The 15643-nt window shown below is 72.5% G+C and carries 17 protein-coding genes; 9 read left to right on the forward strand and 8 right to left on the reverse strand.

The window, feature by feature from the left end; all coding sequences use genetic code 11:
* The 6 genes from ABZS66_RS26685 to ABZS66_RS26710 form a co-directional block, all read left to right on the forward strand.
* On the forward strand, positions 1–212 hold a 212-nt coding region (locus ABZS66_RS26685; protein WP_354762159.1), incomplete at its 5' end, for an FAD-dependent oxidoreductase.
* A 27-nt stretch (positions 213–239) separates the two neighbouring features.
* Positions 240–1514, forward strand: a complete 1275-nt coding sequence (locus tag ABZS66_RS26690; protein ID WP_354762161.1) for a sugar ABC transporter substrate-binding protein — start codon at positions 240–242, stop codon at positions 1512–1514.
* Positions 1511–2395 (forward strand): sugar ABC transporter permease, encoded by an 885-nt coding sequence (locus tag ABZS66_RS26695; protein ID WP_354762163.1) that lies wholly within the window; start codon positions 1511–1513, stop codon positions 2393–2395. The genes ABZS66_RS26690 and ABZS66_RS26695 overlap by 4 nt, the downstream gene beginning before the upstream one ends.
* Positions 2385–3209, forward strand: a complete 825-nt coding sequence (locus tag ABZS66_RS26700) for a carbohydrate ABC transporter permease (protein WP_354762165.1) — start codon at positions 2385–2387, stop codon at positions 3207–3209. Before ABZS66_RS26695 ends, ABZS66_RS26700 begins: the two co-directional genes overlap by 11 nt.
* A 174-nt stretch (positions 3210–3383) precedes the next feature.
* On the forward strand, positions 3384–4331 hold the full coding sequence (locus tag ABZS66_RS26705) for a LacI family DNA-binding transcriptional regulator (RefSeq protein ID WP_354762167.1): 948 nt from the start codon (positions 3384–3386) through the stop codon (positions 4329–4331).
* Positions 4332–4404: 73 nt separating this feature from the next.
* A complete protein-coding gene (locus tag ABZS66_RS26710; RefSeq protein ID WP_354762169.1) occupies positions 4405–4800 on the forward strand; it encodes an Hsp20/alpha crystallin family protein in 396 nt (131 codons plus the stop codon).
* 164 nt (positions 4801–4964) lie between these two features.
* On the opposite strand, the gene ABZS66_RS26715 is transcribed toward ABZS66_RS26710, so the two are convergent.
* Positions 4965–5321, reverse strand: a complete 357-nt coding sequence (locus ABZS66_RS26715) for an Lsr2 family protein (protein ID WP_354762171.1) — start codon at positions 5319–5321, stop codon at positions 4965–4967.
* A 354-nt stretch (positions 5322–5675) separates the two neighbouring features.
* Positions 5676–6059 (reverse strand): PGPGW domain-containing protein, encoded by a 384-nt coding sequence (locus tag ABZS66_RS26720; RefSeq protein ID WP_354762173.1) that lies wholly within the window; start codon positions 6057–6059, stop codon positions 5676–5678.
* 398 nt (positions 6060–6457) lie between these two features.
* Between ABZS66_RS26720 and ABZS66_RS26725 the strand changes: the two genes are divergently transcribed.
* Entirely contained in the window at positions 6458–6889 is a 432-nt protein-coding gene (locus ABZS66_RS26725) for an SsgA family sporulation/cell division regulator (RefSeq protein ID WP_033356715.1), read from the forward strand.
* Here ABZS66_RS26725 and ABZS66_RS26730 read toward each other — a convergent pair whose 3' ends face one another.
* Positions 6890–8266 (reverse strand): alpha/beta fold hydrolase, encoded by a 1377-nt coding sequence (locus tag ABZS66_RS26730; RefSeq protein WP_354762176.1) that lies wholly within the window; start codon positions 8264–8266, stop codon positions 6890–6892.
* Positions 8267–8328: 62 nt separating this feature from the next.
* Between ABZS66_RS26730 and ABZS66_RS26735 the strand changes: the two genes are divergently transcribed.
* Entirely contained in the window at positions 8329–11253 is a 2925-nt protein-coding gene (locus ABZS66_RS26735; protein ID WP_354762178.1) for a hypothetical protein, read from the forward strand.
* Here the strand turns inward: ABZS66_RS26735 and ABZS66_RS26740 are convergent.
* From ABZS66_RS26740 to ABZS66_RS26755, 4 genes are read right to left on the reverse strand one after another with little or no spacing between them, the layout of a single operon-like run.
* On the reverse strand, positions 11250–12269 hold the full coding sequence (locus ABZS66_RS26740; RefSeq protein ID WP_354762180.1) for a hypothetical protein: 1020 nt from the start codon (positions 12267–12269) through the stop codon (positions 11250–11252). The two genes, ABZS66_RS26735 and ABZS66_RS26740, sit on opposite strands and share 4 nt — an antisense overlap.
* Positions 12266–12895 (reverse strand): hypothetical protein, encoded by a 630-nt coding sequence (locus ABZS66_RS26745; RefSeq protein ID WP_354762182.1) that lies wholly within the window; start codon positions 12893–12895, stop codon positions 12266–12268. Before ABZS66_RS26745 ends, ABZS66_RS26740 begins: the two co-directional genes overlap by 4 nt.
* Positions 12892–13542 carry a hypothetical protein gene (locus ABZS66_RS26750; protein ID WP_354762183.1) on the reverse strand — a complete coding sequence of 217 codons (651 nt, stop codon included), beginning with the start codon at positions 13540–13542 and terminating at the stop codon, positions 12892–12894. The genes ABZS66_RS26745 and ABZS66_RS26750 overlap by 4 nt, the downstream gene beginning before the upstream one ends.
* 20 nt (positions 13543–13562) lie before the next feature.
* Positions 13563–13847: a DUF4873 domain-containing protein gene (locus ABZS66_RS26755; RefSeq protein ID WP_354762184.1), complete on the reverse strand. Its 285-nt coding sequence runs from the start codon at positions 13845–13847 to the stop codon at positions 13563–13565.
* Between the two features lie 50 nt (positions 13848–13897).
* On the opposite strand from ABZS66_RS26755, the gene ABZS66_RS26760 reads away from it, so the two are divergent.
* Positions 13898–14779, forward strand: coding sequence for a diiron oxygenase (locus tag ABZS66_RS26760; protein WP_354762185.1), 882 nt, complete (start codon positions 13898–13900; stop codon positions 14777–14779).
* Positions 14780–14973: 194 nt separating this feature from the next.
* Here the strand turns inward: ABZS66_RS26760 and ABZS66_RS26765 are convergent, their stop codons facing one another.
* Complete coding sequence (locus tag ABZS66_RS26765) at positions 14974–15642, reverse strand: class F sortase (protein ID WP_354762187.1); 669 nt, start codon at positions 15640–15642, stop codon at positions 14974–14976.
* Position 15643 lies beyond the last annotated feature (1 nt).

The raw sequence follows: 15643 nt of genomic DNA on the forward strand, positions 1-15643 counted from the left end.
TCGGCACCACCCACATCACGAACGGCTGCTACCGCCTGCATCCCGTCGAGTGGAACATCGGCGAGGCCGCCGGCGCCCTGGCCGCGTACTGCCTGGACACGAACCGCACCCCGCGGGCCGTGCGCGGCGACGCCGAACACCTCCAAGGGTTCCAGCACCGACTCACCGAAGACGGCGTCGAGCTCGCGTGGCCCGACGTCACCGGTTACTGAACACACCCCCTCTCAAGGAGACCCGCCATGCGCTGGAAATCCACCGCGATCGCCGCCGCCGCGCTCCTAGCCCTGTCGGCCTGCGGCAACGGAGACGACACCAAGGAGGCCGACGGCCCGGTCAGCCTCCGGATGACGATCTGGACCGCCAACGAGGCCCACCTCAAGCTGTTCAACGCGATCGCCGACGAGTACAAGAGCACCCACCCCAACGTCACCGACATCAAGTTCGACTCGCTGCCGTTCGACACGTACACCACCGCGCTCACCACCCAGATCGCCGGCGGCAACCAGCCCGACCTGGCCTGGATCCTGGAGAACTCGGCGCCCGACTTCGTGAGCTCGGGTGCGCTGGTACCGCTGGACGACACGCTGCAGAAGACCGACGGCTACCAGTTCGACGACCTGGCGGCGGGACCGCGCAAGCTCTGGGAGACGCAGGGCAAGCTCTACGCGTACCCGTTCTCGACCTCCCCGTTCGGCGTCTTCGTCAACACCGACCTGGTGAAGCAGGCCGGGCAGCAGACGCCGGCCGAGCTCATCGCGGCCGGCCAGTGGAACTGGGACAACGCCCTGAAGCTCGGCGCGGCCGTCAACGCGAAGTCCGGCAAGGCCGGCCTGGTGGTCCGCGACTTCGACTACAAGACGTGGAACAACCTGGCCAGCTTCTGGGGCGGCTGGGGCGCGCAGGCGTGGAGCGCGGACGGCAAGACCTGCGGGTTCGACAAGCCCGAGATGGTCGAGGCGATGACGACGCTGCACAAGGCCGTCTTCACCGACAAGGCGCTGCCCGGCCCGGGCGTCAGCGCCGACTTCTTCGCCGGCGACGCGGCCATGACGATCACCCAGATCAGCCGGGCGTCGCTGCTGAAGAACACGTTCGGCTGGGACCTGGTGCCGCTGCCGCAGGGCAAGGTCGGCTCGTACGCGGTGTTCGGCCAGGCCGGCATCGGGGTGTTCAAGAAGAGCCGGCACGCGGCCGCGGCGCAGGAGTTCCTCGCCTTCATGACCAGCCCGGCCAACTCGGCGAAGCTCGCCGCGTACTTCCCGCCGCCGCGCACCAGCCAGCTCACCGCCGAGACGCTCGCCAAGACCAACCCGCTGCTCAAGCCGGACCAGCTGCAGAAGGTCGTCGTCGACGGGATCGCCAAGGGGCAGGTCGGCCCGAGCCACGCCGGCTTCGCCGAGTTGAGCCAGACCGTCCGGGCCGCGCTCGACCCGCTGTGGCAGCCGCAGGCCGACGTCAAGGCCGTGCTGTCCGGCGTCTGCGCGAAGATCGCACCACAACTGGCGAAGTCGTGACGCTGCGCCAGCGGACCGCCGACCGGCTGGTGGGGTACCTGTTCATCACCCCCCAGCTGGTCGGCTCGGCCGTCTTCGTGCTCCTGCCGCTGTGCCTCGTGCTGTGGTACAGCCTCCACGAATGGAACGTGCTGGCCGGCAGCTTCGAGTTCGTGGGCGGCGAGAACTACCAGGCCCTGCTCGACGACCCGGCGCTGCCGTCGGTGCTGCGGGCGACCGGGCTGTTCTCGGCCGGGCTGGTGGTGTTCAACCTGTCGCTCGCGCTGCTCCTGGCGGTGCTGCTCAACCAGAAGCTGCGCGGCCTCACGGTGTACCGAACCCTCTTCTTCTCTCCGGTGGTGGTGTCCCTCGTCGCCTGGACCATCGTGTGGGGCTTCCTGCTCCAGTCGAACGGCGGCGTGAACGGACTGCTGGACACGATCGGCGTCGAGGGCCCGAACTGGCTGCGCAACGGCACGTCCGCGATGGTGTCGGTGGTGGCCGTGCAGGTGTTCAAGAACGTCGGACTGAACATGGTGCTGTTCCTGGCCGCGCTCCAGGGGGTGCCGCACGAGCTCTACGAGGCGGCGGAGCTGGACGGCGCGTCGGCGTGGACCCGCTTCCGTCGCATCACGATCCCGATGATCAGCCCGACCATCCTGCTGACGTCGATCATCACGGTCGTCGGCTCGCTGCAGGTCTTCGCGCAGATCGCCGTGCTCACCCAGGGCGGGCCGGGCACCTCGACGACCGTGCTCGTCTACTACCTCTACCAGCAGGCGTTCCAGTTCCACCACTTCGGCTACGGCTCGACCCTGGCCATCCTGCTGTTCGTCATCGTCCTGGCGCTGACGCTGGTGCAGTGGCAGATGCGCAAGAGATGGGTCTTCCATGAATCGTAAGGTCGTCGTCTACGGCCTGCTCAGCGTGCTGTGCATCCCGTTCGTGTTCCCGACCTGGTGGATGGTCACGTCGTCGTTCAAGCCGACGAGCGAGATCTTCTCCTACCCGCCGCGGCTGCTGCCGTCGCACTGGCAGTTCGGCGCCTACCGCGAGGTGTTCGAGCTGCAGCCGTTCGCCCAGCAGTACTGGAACAGCCTGTACATCGCCGCGATCGTGACGGTGGGCACGATGGCCGTCGCGTCGCTGTCCGGGTGGGCGTTCGCCCGGATCCGGTTCCCGGGTCAGAACGTGCTGTTCATCGTCGTGCTCACCGGGCTGCTCATCCCGAGCGAGGTGACGATCGTCCCGCTGTTCCAGCTGTTCAACCGGGCCGGCCTGATCGACACGCACTGGCCGTTGATCCTGGTCCCGATGCTGGGCGCGCCGAGTGTGCTCGCGACCTTCATCATGCGGCAGTACTTCGTGACGCTGCCCCGCGAGCTGGAGGAGGCGGCGCGCGTGGACGGCCTGGGGCGGTTCGCGACGTTCTGGCGGATCGGGCTGCCGCTCGCCCGCCCGGCGCTCGGCGCGGTCGGGATCTTCACGTTCCTGTCCAGCTGGAACCTGTTCCTGGAGCCGGTGGTGTACCTGTCCACGAAGGAGAAGTTCACCCTGCCCCAGGCGCTGACCCAGTACGTCGACGCCTACGGCGGGCCGATGTGGGACGTGCAGCTGGCCGCGGCCTCCCTGACCGCGCTGCCGGTGCTCGTCGTCTTCGTGATCGCGCAGCGGCAGTTCGTCGAGGGACTCGCCCACACGGGACTGAAAGGGTGATACACCTTCCCGCATGAGTGGTTCCGGAGCGGCCGCTCATCATGGGCTCGGTGTGGAGCTCGTGCGGCCGGAGCGAAGCGGAGGACGCATGAGTGGTTCCGGAGCGGAGCGGAGGAGGCCGCTCATCATGGGCTCAGTTTGGAGTTCGTGCGGCCGGAGCGAAGCGGAGGACGCATGAGCCGTCGGGTGACGCAGCGGGACATCGCCCGGATGACCGGGGTCAGCCAGGCGACGGTGTCCCTGGTGCTCAACAACCGCACCGGCGACGACGTGCGGATCGCGCCCGAGACCCGGCAGCGGGTCCTGGAGGCGATCCGCAGCACCGGTTACGTCGCCGATCCGGTGGCCCGGCGGCTGGTGTCCGGCCGGAACAGGATCCTCGGCGTGTTCACCTACGAGTCGGTGTTTCCCAGTGGTACCGCCGACTTCTATCACCCGTTCCTCGTCGGCATCGAGGAGCGGGCCGAGGAGCTCGGCTGCGACCTGCTCCTGTTCACGTCGGGGCGCGGGCGGCGGATCTTCCACGAGGACAGCCGGATCGGCCTCGCCGACGGCACCGTGCTGCTCGGCCGGCACGTCGACGCCTCCGACCTGCGGCGGCTCGTCGCCGAGGGCTACGCGTTCGTGTCGGTCGGGCGGCGGGACACGCCGGGCGTGCCGTACGTCGGGGCCGACTACCCGGCCGCGGTGGCCGAGCTGGCCGCGCGGGCGCTCGCCCTGGGCCACGAGCGGATCGGGTACCTCGGCACCGGCGGCCCGGCCGAGTCGCACACCGACCGCCTGCGCGCGTTCCCCGGCTTCGTGCACCTCCCCGGGGCCGGCCTCGACGCGGTCCGCGCGGCCGGGGTGACCGCCGTGTTCACCGAGGAGTTCGCCGACGCCGTGGCCCTGCTGGAGTCGGACCTCGGGCCGGGGCTCTCGGTGGCGGCCCTCGCCGAGCCCAGCGGCAACGGGCCGGTGCCGCCGGAGCTGACCCGGGTCATGATCCCCCGCCGGGAGATGGGCCGGGAGGCGGTCACGGTGCTCACCGACGCGCTGGAAGGCGCCGAGCCGGTCCAGCGCCTGCTTCCGTGCACGGTGCACTGGGGCGGAACGCTGCGTGACCGGGCTCACGTTCGCTGACGGAAGGTCCCGGGCAGCTCCCCAGTTGTAAGACTTGAGCGACAGGGGCTCAACCTTGGAGGGGACCTACACCATGCTGCTGCGCACCGTTCCGTTCGATACCGCCGCCGTCTTCGCCGCCAACCACCGCGCCCCGCTGGACGCCTACCGCGACGGCGACACCTTCTACGTCGAGATCGACCTCCCGGGCGTCGACCCGGCGACCATCGACGCCACCGTCGACCGCAACGTGCTGACGGTCCGTGCCGAGCGCACCCGCGCGCAGCGCGACGGCCTGCGCCGCGTGATCACCGAGCGCCCGACCGGCACCGTGACCCGCCGGCTGGTGCTGGGCGAGAGCCTCGACACCGAGCACCTCGCGGCGAACTACGACAACGGCGTGCTCACGCTGAGCATTCCGGTGGCCGAGAAGTCCCGCCCGCGCAAGATCGAGATCGGCACCCCGAACCGGGAGCTGGCCTCCGCCTAACCGGCCCCAATAACGCGACGAGCCGCGCCCGGAGTCCGGGTCGCGGCTCGTCGCGATTCGTATGCGATTCGAATCGATCGCCGTCGCCACTGCACGTAATTTGCAGGACGCCGGCCGTGATCATCCGGCGTTATTCACCGCCGGTACATTCGGCCGCACCGCGGCTAACGGCCGGCCTCGGCGTGGTAGCGGTCGACGATGTCCTGCTTGATCCGGCCGCGGTCGGAAACGTCGATGCCCTTCGCCTGGGCCCACTCCCGGATCGCGCGGTTCTGGTCGCGGTCGCCGCGGGTGACGCTGCGCACGCGGACCTCGCGGCCCCGGGCGGTGGCGACGACGCCACCTCGGCCGACCTTCGTCGCGGCGGCGACGAAGGGCGCCACCGCGTCCCGCAGCTTCGCGGCATTGGCGGCGGACAGGTCGATCTCGTACTGCACGCCGTCGAGCGCGAAGACGATGCTCTCGGCGGCGGGCTTGCCGTCGATGTCGTCGATCAGCTCGTGGATGACGCGTTTCGCCATGAGTGGCCTTTCCTCGGTGGTACCCAGGTGTACAGAACCGATGTGTACGGAACCGATCCGGATCTCGCCGCTGAGCGCACCGGCCGCATCATTCGGTTGCAAACAAGATACTGGTGACAAGGTCGGCGTGACATGCCACACCACGTTCTGAGCGAGATTACTCCCACGGTAGCCAACTCGCGCGCCTGTGTCGAAATCACCACGTCACGAAACGCATACAACACAAACGCGCACGATCGGTAAAGCCGACACGCGATTGGGCCGTCCCCGGAAAGGATCGGGGGACCGCCGATCATCCACCCGGCCAGGATGGCCTCGACTCACCCCGCGACCCCGACCATCGCAGTTGTGGAGTCAGGCGAGCATCCGCAACGACAGCAGCAACGCCCCACCGACCACCAGGAGGAGGCCGCCGACCGAGACGATCCGCACCAGCCACGAGCCGTCCCGGACCAGTCTGGTCCATCGCAGGAGCTGCTCCCGGGTGAAGTGCAGCAGGCGCTTGGCCCAGTGGAACTCCATCGACAGGATCGCCAGGCCGCCCAGGATGATGACCCAGCCCGGGCCCGGCAGCGGCAGGAGCACCACGCCGACCGCGATGATCAGCGTGCCGACGAGGGCCACGACGATCTTGACCCCGACGCGGCCGAGCTGGGTCGCGTAGAGGCGGCGGCGCCAGCGCAGCAGGCGCGCCCGCAACCGGGCCGTCCGCATCCGCCACGCCGCGGGAGAGTTCACACCGGGGTCCTTACCGCTGGGATCGGGAACGTCGCCGACAGCGACACGCCGCAAGTCACCCTGGCGGGCGCCGGACGGTCCGGAATCAGGCGTAACGCCCGACCCGTCCACCTCACTGTCGCGCATTTTCCGTTCCCTTCACTCCTTAACCCGTCACTCCCACGGACCACTGGACGTTACCGGAATGAATTGGCGAACGGCCCACGCGGCTCGTCAAGGACCCCGGTCACGCTCAGGAAACCAGACATCGCGCGCACGATGTTCGGTTGACGGCAAATCGGGCCCAGAAACACTACAGAGTGAGATCATTAAATCACTACGCGTAATACTGGGAATCGCCTCAACATAGGAGAGGCGGGGCACGGCATGCTCCGCAGCGGTGCCGGGGGGAGTACGACATGAGCGCTATCCGACCATCGACCGTCGAGGTCGAGACATCCCTACGACTCGTCGCGCCCGACGCGACGGCGCTGCCGGTGCGAGCCAGCCTGCGCTACGACCCGAACGACCCGTACGCGGTGCACGTGCTGTTCCACGCGGAGTCGGCCGGGGGCGAGCCGGTGAGCTGGTCGTTCGCCCGGGAGCTGTTGTTCACCGGGCTGGACGAGCCGGCGGGCATCGGCGACGTGCGGGTCTGGCCGTGGAACGGCCCGCGGGGTGACTTCGTCGCCCTGGCCCTGTCGTCGCCGGACGGCAACGCATTGTTCGAGGTGCCGCGCAGCGTGCTGGTCCGCTTCCTGCGCCGCACGTACAGCGTCGTGCCCCGCGGTCACGAGACCGACCACCTCGACGTCGACAACGCCGTGAACCGGCTGCTCGCCGGCCGCTGATCACGCCGCCAGCGGAAGCGCGGTGGCCAGCGGCCAGGCCAGGACCACCGCGCCGACCAGGGCCACGAGCCAGTCCGGCGCACCCCGGCGGCGCAGCACCGCGGCCCACACCGCCTGCCAGGCGAGCAGTACGACCAGCAACGGCACCACCAGCACGACGAAACCGGGCGCCACGCCGACCACCGCCGCTGCCAGCAGACCGCCGGCCGCCAGCGCGAGGATCAGCGCGTGGCGCCCGACGCCGCCCCCGGACGCGGACTCGGCGCCGAACAGGAACACGGCGCAGCAGAGCGTCACCACGGGCAGCAGCCACCAGCGGTCGCCGACCGGCAGGGCGTGCGTCAGCGCCAGGTGGATCGGCACCGCGACGGCCGCGACGGCGTACCCCACCAGGACCAGCCCGCGCACCGGCGCTGGCGCCAGCCGGGGGCGCCGGCGGCCGGCCGCGGTCAGGACCAGGCCGATGACGAGGAAGTACCCCGCGGCGTAGTCGCCGACCGCGAGGGGCAGCGGCGCGGCCAGTTTCGCGCCGGCCGCGGCCACCGGCACGGCCACCGCGGCCCACCACCAGGCGACCTCCTTCGGTGCGTCCGGCTGTCTCGGCTTGAGGATCGACGCCATGGGCAGCAGGCCCAGGATCGCGCCGAGCAGCAGCAGGGTGCCGGGCAGGACCCGGTCGCGCGGGTGGACGTCGCCCGCCGCGGCGCCGAGCCAGTCCGCGGTCTCCTCGTGGGTGCGGCCGGAGAACAGCACCGAGATGTGCTCGACGCCGGGCACCTCGACGACCCGCTCCGCGGCGCCGGAGCGCAGCGCGTCCCGGGCGGCGGCGCGGAACCCGGGGAACTCCAGCCCGCCGTAGACCACGAGGAGCCGACGTGGGCGGCCGAAGCCCTCCTCGCCGAGCGAGATCGCGACGGTGTCGCGGATCGCCGGGTCCTGCGCGGCGAGCTCGGCGACCGCTCCGGCGCCCATCGAGTGGCCGACGAGCGCGATCCGGTCGGGGTCGACGAGCGGCGACGACCGCAGCAGGTCGACCGCCGCCCGCAGGTCCGCCTGGATCGAGGCGTCCCAGGTGGCCGGCTCCAGGCGGCGCGGGTTGCCGCCGTGGCCGGTCAGGTCGGGCAGCGCGACCACGTACCCCCGCCGGGCCAGGGTGTCGGCGAACCCGCGCATCAGGCGGGCGCTCCCGGCGTACCCGTGAACCACCACGACCCCGGGCAGCCTCCCGGCCGCACCCTCGGGCCGGACCAGCTCGACCGGCATCCCGCCGGCCGTCCGGTGCTCCCGCACGAGCCCGCGGTCGGCCCGCACCAGTCCGAGTACGCCGGCGGTCACACAGAGTAGGGCCGCCACCGAGATGAGCGCCGTCCGTCGCACACCGTGGACCATAGTCCCAGCCGCGTTGAGGCGATCGCATCGATCGGGATAGCCTGCGCAGCGTGCCGGGGGACGCAGGGGCGGGGCGGCGGTCTGTGCGCCGCGGTCTTTCCGACGCGGTGGGCTTCATCGGTACCGCGTTCCGCCTGCTCTGGCGGCACTGGCCGGTGCTGTTCGCGCTGGCCTTCGCGGGCGTCGGACTGCAGTGGCTCGTCGTACGCGGCGCGGTGCGGGCCACCCGGCTGGACCCGATCGCCGGACTGCTCGTCCTCATGCTGGCGCCGCTGGTCGTCCTCAGCACGTACGTGCTGATGATGCGCGCCGTCCGCCCGTCGCTCCCGTTCGCCCGCGCGGCCCGCACCGCCGGCGGCCCGCAGCGCAGCGTGCTGAACCACCTCGGCAGCGTGCTGATCCCGTTCCTCGCGGTGTGGTCCGCCCAGGGCTACCTCGACGACACCGTGTACACGTACCAGTACGAGGTCCGCCGCCAGACCATCGGCGAGAACTTCAACATCGCCGGGGAGAACATCGCCTCCGACGGGCCCGACAAGGACTTCATCGACCTGTCCGACCGGCTCGACGTCAAGCTGTCGTGGGTGGTCGTCGCCGTCGTCCTGGCGGCGTTCGCGGTCCGGTGGGGCATCGGCCGGCTGCAGCGCCCCGCCGAGCCGGACGGCCCGCCGCGGGGCCCGCGCTGGCTGGGGATCATCGGCGCGTACTTCGAGTCGGTGTGGCTCATGGTGGTGCTCGTGCCGCTGGCGCTGGTGCCCGGCCTGCTGCGGGACTGGTTCGGCGACCGGCGGATCATCGCGTGGGCGACGGGCGCGAAGGACGACGTGGTCGCCCGCCTGGGCGCGTTCAAGGCGCCCGCCGACGACGTGCTCATGTGGATCGGCGCCGTCTTCGGCAACGTGGAGACGGTGATCCTGGCCCCGATCGCCTGGCTCACCATCGGCGCCGTGATCTACGGCCACCGCCTCGCGGACCTGAACGGGCAGCCCCGCCGCGACCGCCACAGCTCCGCGAAGGGCTTCACCGGCTGGGTGTCGACCCGGGCGTCGACCCAGTTCCACGACCGCTTCGGCCCGCTGATCGGCGGGCTGCGCCTGCTGACCCGGGGCAGCACCCGCCCGTTGTTGCTCTTCTGCCTGCTGTACCTCCTGGTCGCCCCCCTGACGTTCGAGGGCAACCGCCGCTTCGGCCTGGGGGCCTGGCTGTGGGAGCTGCTGCGGGTCACGGTCGGCCCGCAGCGGGAGGAACGCTGGTTCTTCCTGGACCTCATGACGGCCCCGATCCATCAGGCGGTCGAGCAGGTCGTGCTGATCTGCCTGCTGACGGCGGCGGTCGACCGCCTGGTGCTGGCCCAGCGCGTGGACAGCGCCCTGCGGGCCCCGTCCGCCCCGCCCTCCCCCGAACCGTCACCGGCCGCCACCCCTCCGCTCAGCGCCCTTGCACCGTCCCTGCTCACGCCCGCCACGCTGCCCGCCGCACCTCCACTCGCGGCCCCCGGCCCAGCCGTGCCGTTGCCTGCTGCGTCGCCCGCCCCCGCCCCGTCGCACGTCGCCGCCGCGTTGCAGGCCGCACCTCCACTCGCCGCGCCCGGACCGGCCGTGCCATTGCCTGCCCCGTCGCACGCCCCCGCCCCGTCGCACGCCCCCGCCGCGTTGCAGGCCGCACCTCCACTCACCGCACCCGGACCGGCCGTGCCACTGCCCGCCGGGTCGCCCGCCACCCCACCGGCGCCGGTCGGGCCTGCGCCCATGGCGCCCCCTCCGCCGGTGTCGCCGGCGCTGACGGGTGCGCTGCAGGCGTACACCCTCGATCCGGCTTTCCTCTCGGACGACACCGTCGACACCGGAGCCACGCCGCCCCGGCCAATGTCCGGATCGATCGACACGGACTCGGAGATCACGCTCCCCGGGGTCGTCCTGGGCCCGCTCCACCCGTCCCCGGCAGCGGTCCCGCCACCGCCCCGGCCCGCCGTTCCCGGACCGGCCCCGGTGGCGGTGTCGGGCGCTGCGGACACGGCCGCCGAGACCACCATGCCCGGGGTCCTGCTCGGCCTCGCCACCCAGCCCCCACCACCGGCACCGGCGTTCGTCCCGGTCGCGCAGGCCGCCCCACCGCCGGTCGCCCAACCACCGATCACGCAAGGATTCCCGGCACCGCCGGCAGCACCTGTCGCACTGCCGCCGATCACGGGAGGATTCCCGGCACCGCACGGCGCCCCATCAGCGCCGCCTGTCGCCCAACAACCGATCACGCGAGGATTCCCGGCACCGCCCGTCGCCCAACCACCGGTCACTCAGGGATTCCCGGCACCGCCCGCCGCACCGTCGGCGCCGCATGTCGCCCCGCCGCCGGTCACGCGGGGGTTCCCGGCCGCGCCGCACCACGGCGCGTACCCGCCCGGGCCGGCTCCGGGGGCGCCGGTCCCGCCGGCACCTCGACCGGCGGGGCCGCAGGTGAACCAGCCGCCGTACCAGGTGGTCCCGCAGATGCCGCCCCAGGCGCCGCCACCAGCGCCGCAGATGCCGCGCCACGGTGTGCCGGTCGCGGTGCCACCACCCCCGGGAGCGGCGCCGGCGGCCGGGGCGCGCGAGTTCCATCGGCCTCCCGCGCCACCGCCGCCGACGCCACCCGCGCCAGTCGCGCCCATGCCACCTGCGCCTGCGCCCATCGCACCCGGGGCACCGGTGGAGTACGGGGCGCCGTACGCCGGGGTCCCCACGACCCATGTGCCGGTGCCGCACGCCGGAGTGCCCCTGCCACATCCGCCCGTGCCGCACGCCCGAGTGCCCGTGCCGCATCCGCCCGTGCCGCACGCCGGCGCGGCCCTGCCACATCCGTCGGTGCCCGCTCCCCCGCAGCCGGCGGCGCCGGGCGGGGCGACGGGGGCGGCCGCGCCGTGGGCGCCGCGGCAGCGCGACGGGCACCGTGACACGGGGGTGCCGGACGGCGGCATCCTGTGGCCGGAGGAGCCCTAGGGTCTGGGGAGGCGGGCGTAGCTGGGGCTCTCGGTCGGGACCGTGATCCAGACCGAGGCCGGGGCTGCGTCCTTGGGCAGCAGGAAGTAGTACGTGGCCTGGTAGCGCGTGCCCGCTGCCGGGGGCGTCTTGGTCGAGCTGCTGGACGGGCGGCCGCAGCCGCTGCCGGTCGGGATGTCGGCCCGGGCCAGCTCGTTCGGGCGGTCGCCGAAGCGGCGGCCCGTGGTGTCCTCCAGGTACACCGTGCATCCGTCCAGTTTCGACTTCTCGGTGCTCGGGTCGTCGTAGGCCACGGTGGCCTTCCAGACCGTCCCGGAGCCGATCGCCAGCGGCTTGCGGCTGCGGTCGGTCACGTTCTTGACCTCGGTCAGCTGCTCCAGGCGCATCCGGGCGCCGGCGAACGGGGACCAGCCGTCCGCTGCGGCGGCAACGGGGACGCTCGGCGTCGTCGTGTCGCGCAGGTACTCCCGGGCCTCCGCCAGGTACGGCCCGGAGAGGGCGCCCGCGAGCGCCGGGACGAGCAGCAGCAGGCCCCACCAGTTCCGTCGCCACCAGCCCGGCTGTCCCCCGTCCCGCGACGGCCCGGCGCCAGGCGGAGCCGCGGGCGTACCGGGAAGCGGCGCACCAGGGAACGGCGCCCCGGAGAGCGGCGCACCAGAGAACGGCGGCCCGGAAAGCGGCGCCGCGGGCGGGCCCGGAAACGATGCGGGGACCGCGGGCGGGCCCGGAAACGGCGCCACCGGCGGGCCCGGGAACGCCGGGGAGACCGCGGGCCGGCCCTGGAACGGGGCGGCCGCGTAGTGCCCGGGCGGCGAGCCGGGCACCGGGGCGGCGGCGGGTGCGGGGGCGCCGAAGGCTGCGGGAGGACCGGGCGGCGCGGCGAACGTGCCGGGCTGAGCGGGACCCGGGAAAGAGCCGGGCTGGGCTGGGCCGGGGAAAGGGCCGTACTGCGCGGGGCCGGGGAAAGGGCCGGGCTGGGCGGGGCCGGGGAACGGGGACGCCGGTGGGTGCGTCATTCGGCGACCTTCGCCGACGGTACGGTCACGGGCTTCTCCTGCGTGCGCCAGGCCTCGGCGGGAGCCGGGAGCTCGATCTCCGCAACGCCTTCGAGCTGGATGTTCAAGGTGCCGGGGTCGTGGGACACGAGCAGGGTCAGGGTGCGGGCGTCCTTCGCGACCTCGAACACGACGGTGCCCTCGACGGGGATGCCCGGCTGGAACGTCCGCCCGCCGACCAGTTGCTGGTCCACCCGGTTCGTGGCCTGGAACAGGCGGTCGCGGTCGTCGCGGATCCTGGCGTACTGCAGCATCACCGGCTCCTCGGTCGCGACCACCCGCAGGCGGACGGTCACCCACATGCCCGTCGTCTCCAGCACGCCGCGGCTGGTCTGCAGCTTCGGCGCGCCGGCCGTGTCGAGCACCGTGACCGTGAGCGTGCGCAGCGAGACCGGCCCGCCGGCGGTGCCGCTGACGAAGAACGGGCGCTGCAACCGGGCCTGGTCGGGCTTGACGAGGATGATGAGGGTGCCCGCCACGAGCGTCGCCAGGATCAGTGCCGCGGTGGTGAGGCGGGCGCCGAGGCTCGCGCGGGGCCGGCGGTGGCGCGCGGCCGGAGCGGCGGGAGCGGCCGGCGGTGCGGTCATCCCGCCACCGGCCGGGTGTCCACGGGCAGCGCCAGCATCGCCCGCGGCCGGGCGTCGGGCTCGTCGGGGTACCAGCCGGAGAGGCCGGACAGCTCTTCGAGCTTGTAGGTCATGCCGTAGACGCCGACCTGGAGCTCCTTCGGCACCGGGGCACCGGCCCGCTGGTCCCAGAAGAAGCCGAGCCGGGCCGGCACTCCCGGGCCGAGCAGCGCGCCGTCCTTGGCGTCCGTGGCCAGGGCGACCTTGTCGGCGTACTTCGACGGCACGCCCTCGACGCCGCGGATCTGCACTGCCTTCTCGTAGAACGTGGTGCTCTCGGCGTAGCCGGTGATCTCCACTGTCGCGACCACGATGATCCAGCGCCAGCCCTGCTCGTCCTGGTGCTTCAGGGGCGGCAGCTCGTCCACGGCGCGGACGGAGTGGACGGTGATCTTCCAGGCGGCGGCGTCGAAGGGCTCGTCGACGGTGAGCGCCTCGATCCCGGCCTCGTGCGGGTCGACCTTGTCGAAGCCGCCGAACGCGCCCGAGACCAGCACCACGACGGCGGCCACGGAACCAGCCAGCCAGCGGATCGGGGCATTGAGCAGGGTCGCCCGCAGCCGGCCGATCGGCGCCGACCCGTCCGGCCCTCCCCCTTGGTCCGCCACGCCGGAGAGCATACGCAAGCTCAGCGGTCGATGGGGTACGGCGGGGTGCCCGTCCCGGCCACCCGGACGCCGCCCCACGGGTCCACCTCGACCAGGCGGGCCGGGACCGGGGCGCCGCCGGCGCGGAGCAGGACCGCGCGGCGGCCGGAGCGCACCAGGTCGGCGACGCCCGCGCCGGTGGCCCGGCCGCCCCAGTGGTACCGGCCGTCGAGCGGGTCGAAGCGGCCCGAGAGGCGCAGCGTGACGTCCAGCGACTCGGCGCCGGCCAGCAGCGTGGCCTTGACCACCGTGGATTCCTCGGGCATGGTACTGAGTAGTACCAACTACCCGCCGGTAACGTCAAGGAGGCGCCGACATGCAGCGAGAGGCCACCGCCGCGCGGTTGCTCAAGATCTCCGCGGCCAACTCCTACGACCCCGGCGTGGACATCGACTGGGACGCGCCGCTCGACGGCGGGCGCATGTACGCGCCGGAGCACCGGCTGTCGCTGCACGGCACGCCGCTGTGGGACGGGCTCACGCCCGAGCAGCGCATCGAGCTGTCCAAGCACGAGGTGGCCAGCATCGCCAGCGTCGGCATCTGGTTCGAGCTGCTGCTCATGCGGATGCTCCTGCGGCACATCACCGACCAGGACCCGCGCAGCGGCCACGTGCAGTACGCGCTCACCGAGATCGGCGACGAGTGCCGGCACTCGATCATGTTCGGCCGGATGATCGAGGCGTTCGGCGCGCCCGCGTACCGCCCGCACGCCGTCGACCGGGCGCTCGGCAGGTACCTCGGCGCCACCGCCGGCGGCGTGCAGATCTTCGCCGCCGCGCTCATCGCCGAGGAGATCCTCGACGCCCTCCAGCGCGAGGCGATGGCCGACGACAGCCTCCAGCCGCTGGTCCGGATGGTGTCGCGGATCCACGTCGTGGAGGAGGCCCGGCACATCCGGTTCGCCCGCGAGGAGCTCGCGCGGCAGGTCGCCCGGGCCGGGAAGCCGATGCTCTGGTACTCCCAGGTCATGGTCGGCCGAGCCGCCTACACGGTGACCCGCTCCCTGATCCACCCGGACGCGTACCGCAGCGTCGGGCTGGACCCGCAAGCGGCGCGGGCGGCGGCGTGGCGCAACCCGGGCTTCCGCGAGACGCTGCGCTGGGCCGGCGAGCGGGTGACCACGTACCTCGACGAGCTCGGCCTGGTCCGCGGCCCGGCCCGCGCGCTGTGGCGGGCATCGGCGCTAATCCCGGACTGAGCGGTTTTCTCTGTGATCTCTTCCATGCCCGGATCACGGGACGACGGGTAGCCGGCGCGCTACTGTTTTTCTTGTCGGTGTGCTGTGTGTCCCCGGGCCTCACCACACTGCCTTCACGGAATACCGTTCGGCTGGAGCCGTGTAGCGCCTATCGCCGCGAGGCGACCTGGCACACCGACCCAAAACTTTGCTTTTCAGCTCAGCACCGCGTAGACCACGATGTTGTCGCGGTAGGAGTGGCGGGCGGCGTCGAACGCCCCGCCGCAGGTGATCAGCCGCAACTCCGGCACCGGCGTGGGCCCGTAGACCCGCTGCGTCGGGAAGTGCGCCTTCGCGTAGTGCTCCACGGCGGTCACCGAGAACGTCAGCCACGTGCCGGCCGGAGCGTCACCGCGCAGGACCAGGATCCGGTCGCCGGCCTTGAGCTCGTGCAGCTTGTAGAACACCGCCGGGCCGGTCCGCGAGTCGACGTGCCCGGCCAGCACCGCCGGGCCCGGGTCGCCGGGCATCGTGCCCTGCGCGAACCAGCCCGCCTCCCCGTACTCCTGCGGCGACGCGAGGACCCCCGCCCCGTCCATGGTCAGGGACTCCAGCGCGGTGTCCACGCCCAGCGCGCCGATCCGCAGCCGGCTCGGCGGCGCACCCTCCCCGCTCTGGTCGGCCGGCAGGTCGATGCGGTTGGGCACGATCCAGGTCGAGTCGCCGGCGGCGAGCCCGACGCGGCGGCCGACCAGCGCCGCGGTGCCGGCGTAGACCGGCGCGGCGAGCGCCAGCACGCTGAGCACCAGGGCCGCGGCACGGCGGCGGGCGAGCGTCAGGCGATACCTCCGGTGCCTGACCACCCGCCCGTCCGACGTGCTCATG

It is taken from the genome of Dactylosporangium sp. NPDC005572 (assembly GCF_040605515.1).
Classification (GTDB): Bacteria; Actinomycetota; Actinomycetes; order Mycobacteriales; family Micromonosporaceae; genus Dactylosporangium.

Coding starts and splice junctions, on each gene's coding strand:
- ABZS66_RS26690 (WP_354762161.1), top strand. CDS start 240: ATGCGCTGGAAATCCACCGCGATCGCCGCCGCCGCGCTCCTAGCCCTG.
- ABZS66_RS26700 (WP_354762165.1), top strand. CDS start 2,385: ATGAATCGTAAGGTCGTCGTCTACGGCCTGCTCAGCGTGCTGTGCATC.
- ABZS66_RS26705 (WP_354762167.1), top strand. CDS start 3,384: ATGAGCCGTCGGGTGACGCAGCGGGACATCGCCCGGATGACCGGGGTC.
- ABZS66_RS26710 (WP_354762169.1), top strand. CDS start 4,405: ATGCTGCTGCGCACCGTTCCGTTCGATACCGCCGCCGTCTTCGCCGCC.
- ABZS66_RS26715 (WP_354762171.1), bottom strand. CDS start 5,321: ATGGCGAAACGCGTCATCCACGAGCTGATCGACGACATCGACGGCAAG.
- ABZS66_RS26725 (WP_033356715.1), top strand. CDS start 6,458: ATGAGCGCTATCCGACCATCGACCGTCGAGGTCGAGACATCCCTACGA.
- ABZS66_RS26740 (WP_354762180.1), bottom strand. CDS start 12,269: ATGACGCACCCACCGGCGTCCCCGTTCCCCGGCCCCGCCCAGCCCGGC.
- ABZS66_RS26745 (WP_354762182.1), bottom strand. CDS start 12,895: ATGACCGCACCGCCGGCCGCTCCCGCCGCTCCGGCCGCGCGCCACCGC.
- ABZS66_RS26755 (WP_354762184.1), bottom strand. CDS start 13,847: ATGCCCGAGGAATCCACGGTGGTCAAGGCCACGCTGCTGGCCGGCGCC.
- ABZS66_RS26760 (WP_354762185.1), top strand. CDS start 13,898: ATGCAGCGAGAGGCCACCGCCGCGCGGTTGCTCAAGATCTCCGCGGCC.
- ABZS66_RS26765 (WP_354762187.1), bottom strand. CDS start 15,642: ATGAGCACGTCGGACGGGCGGGTGGTCAGGCACCGGAGGTATCGCCTG.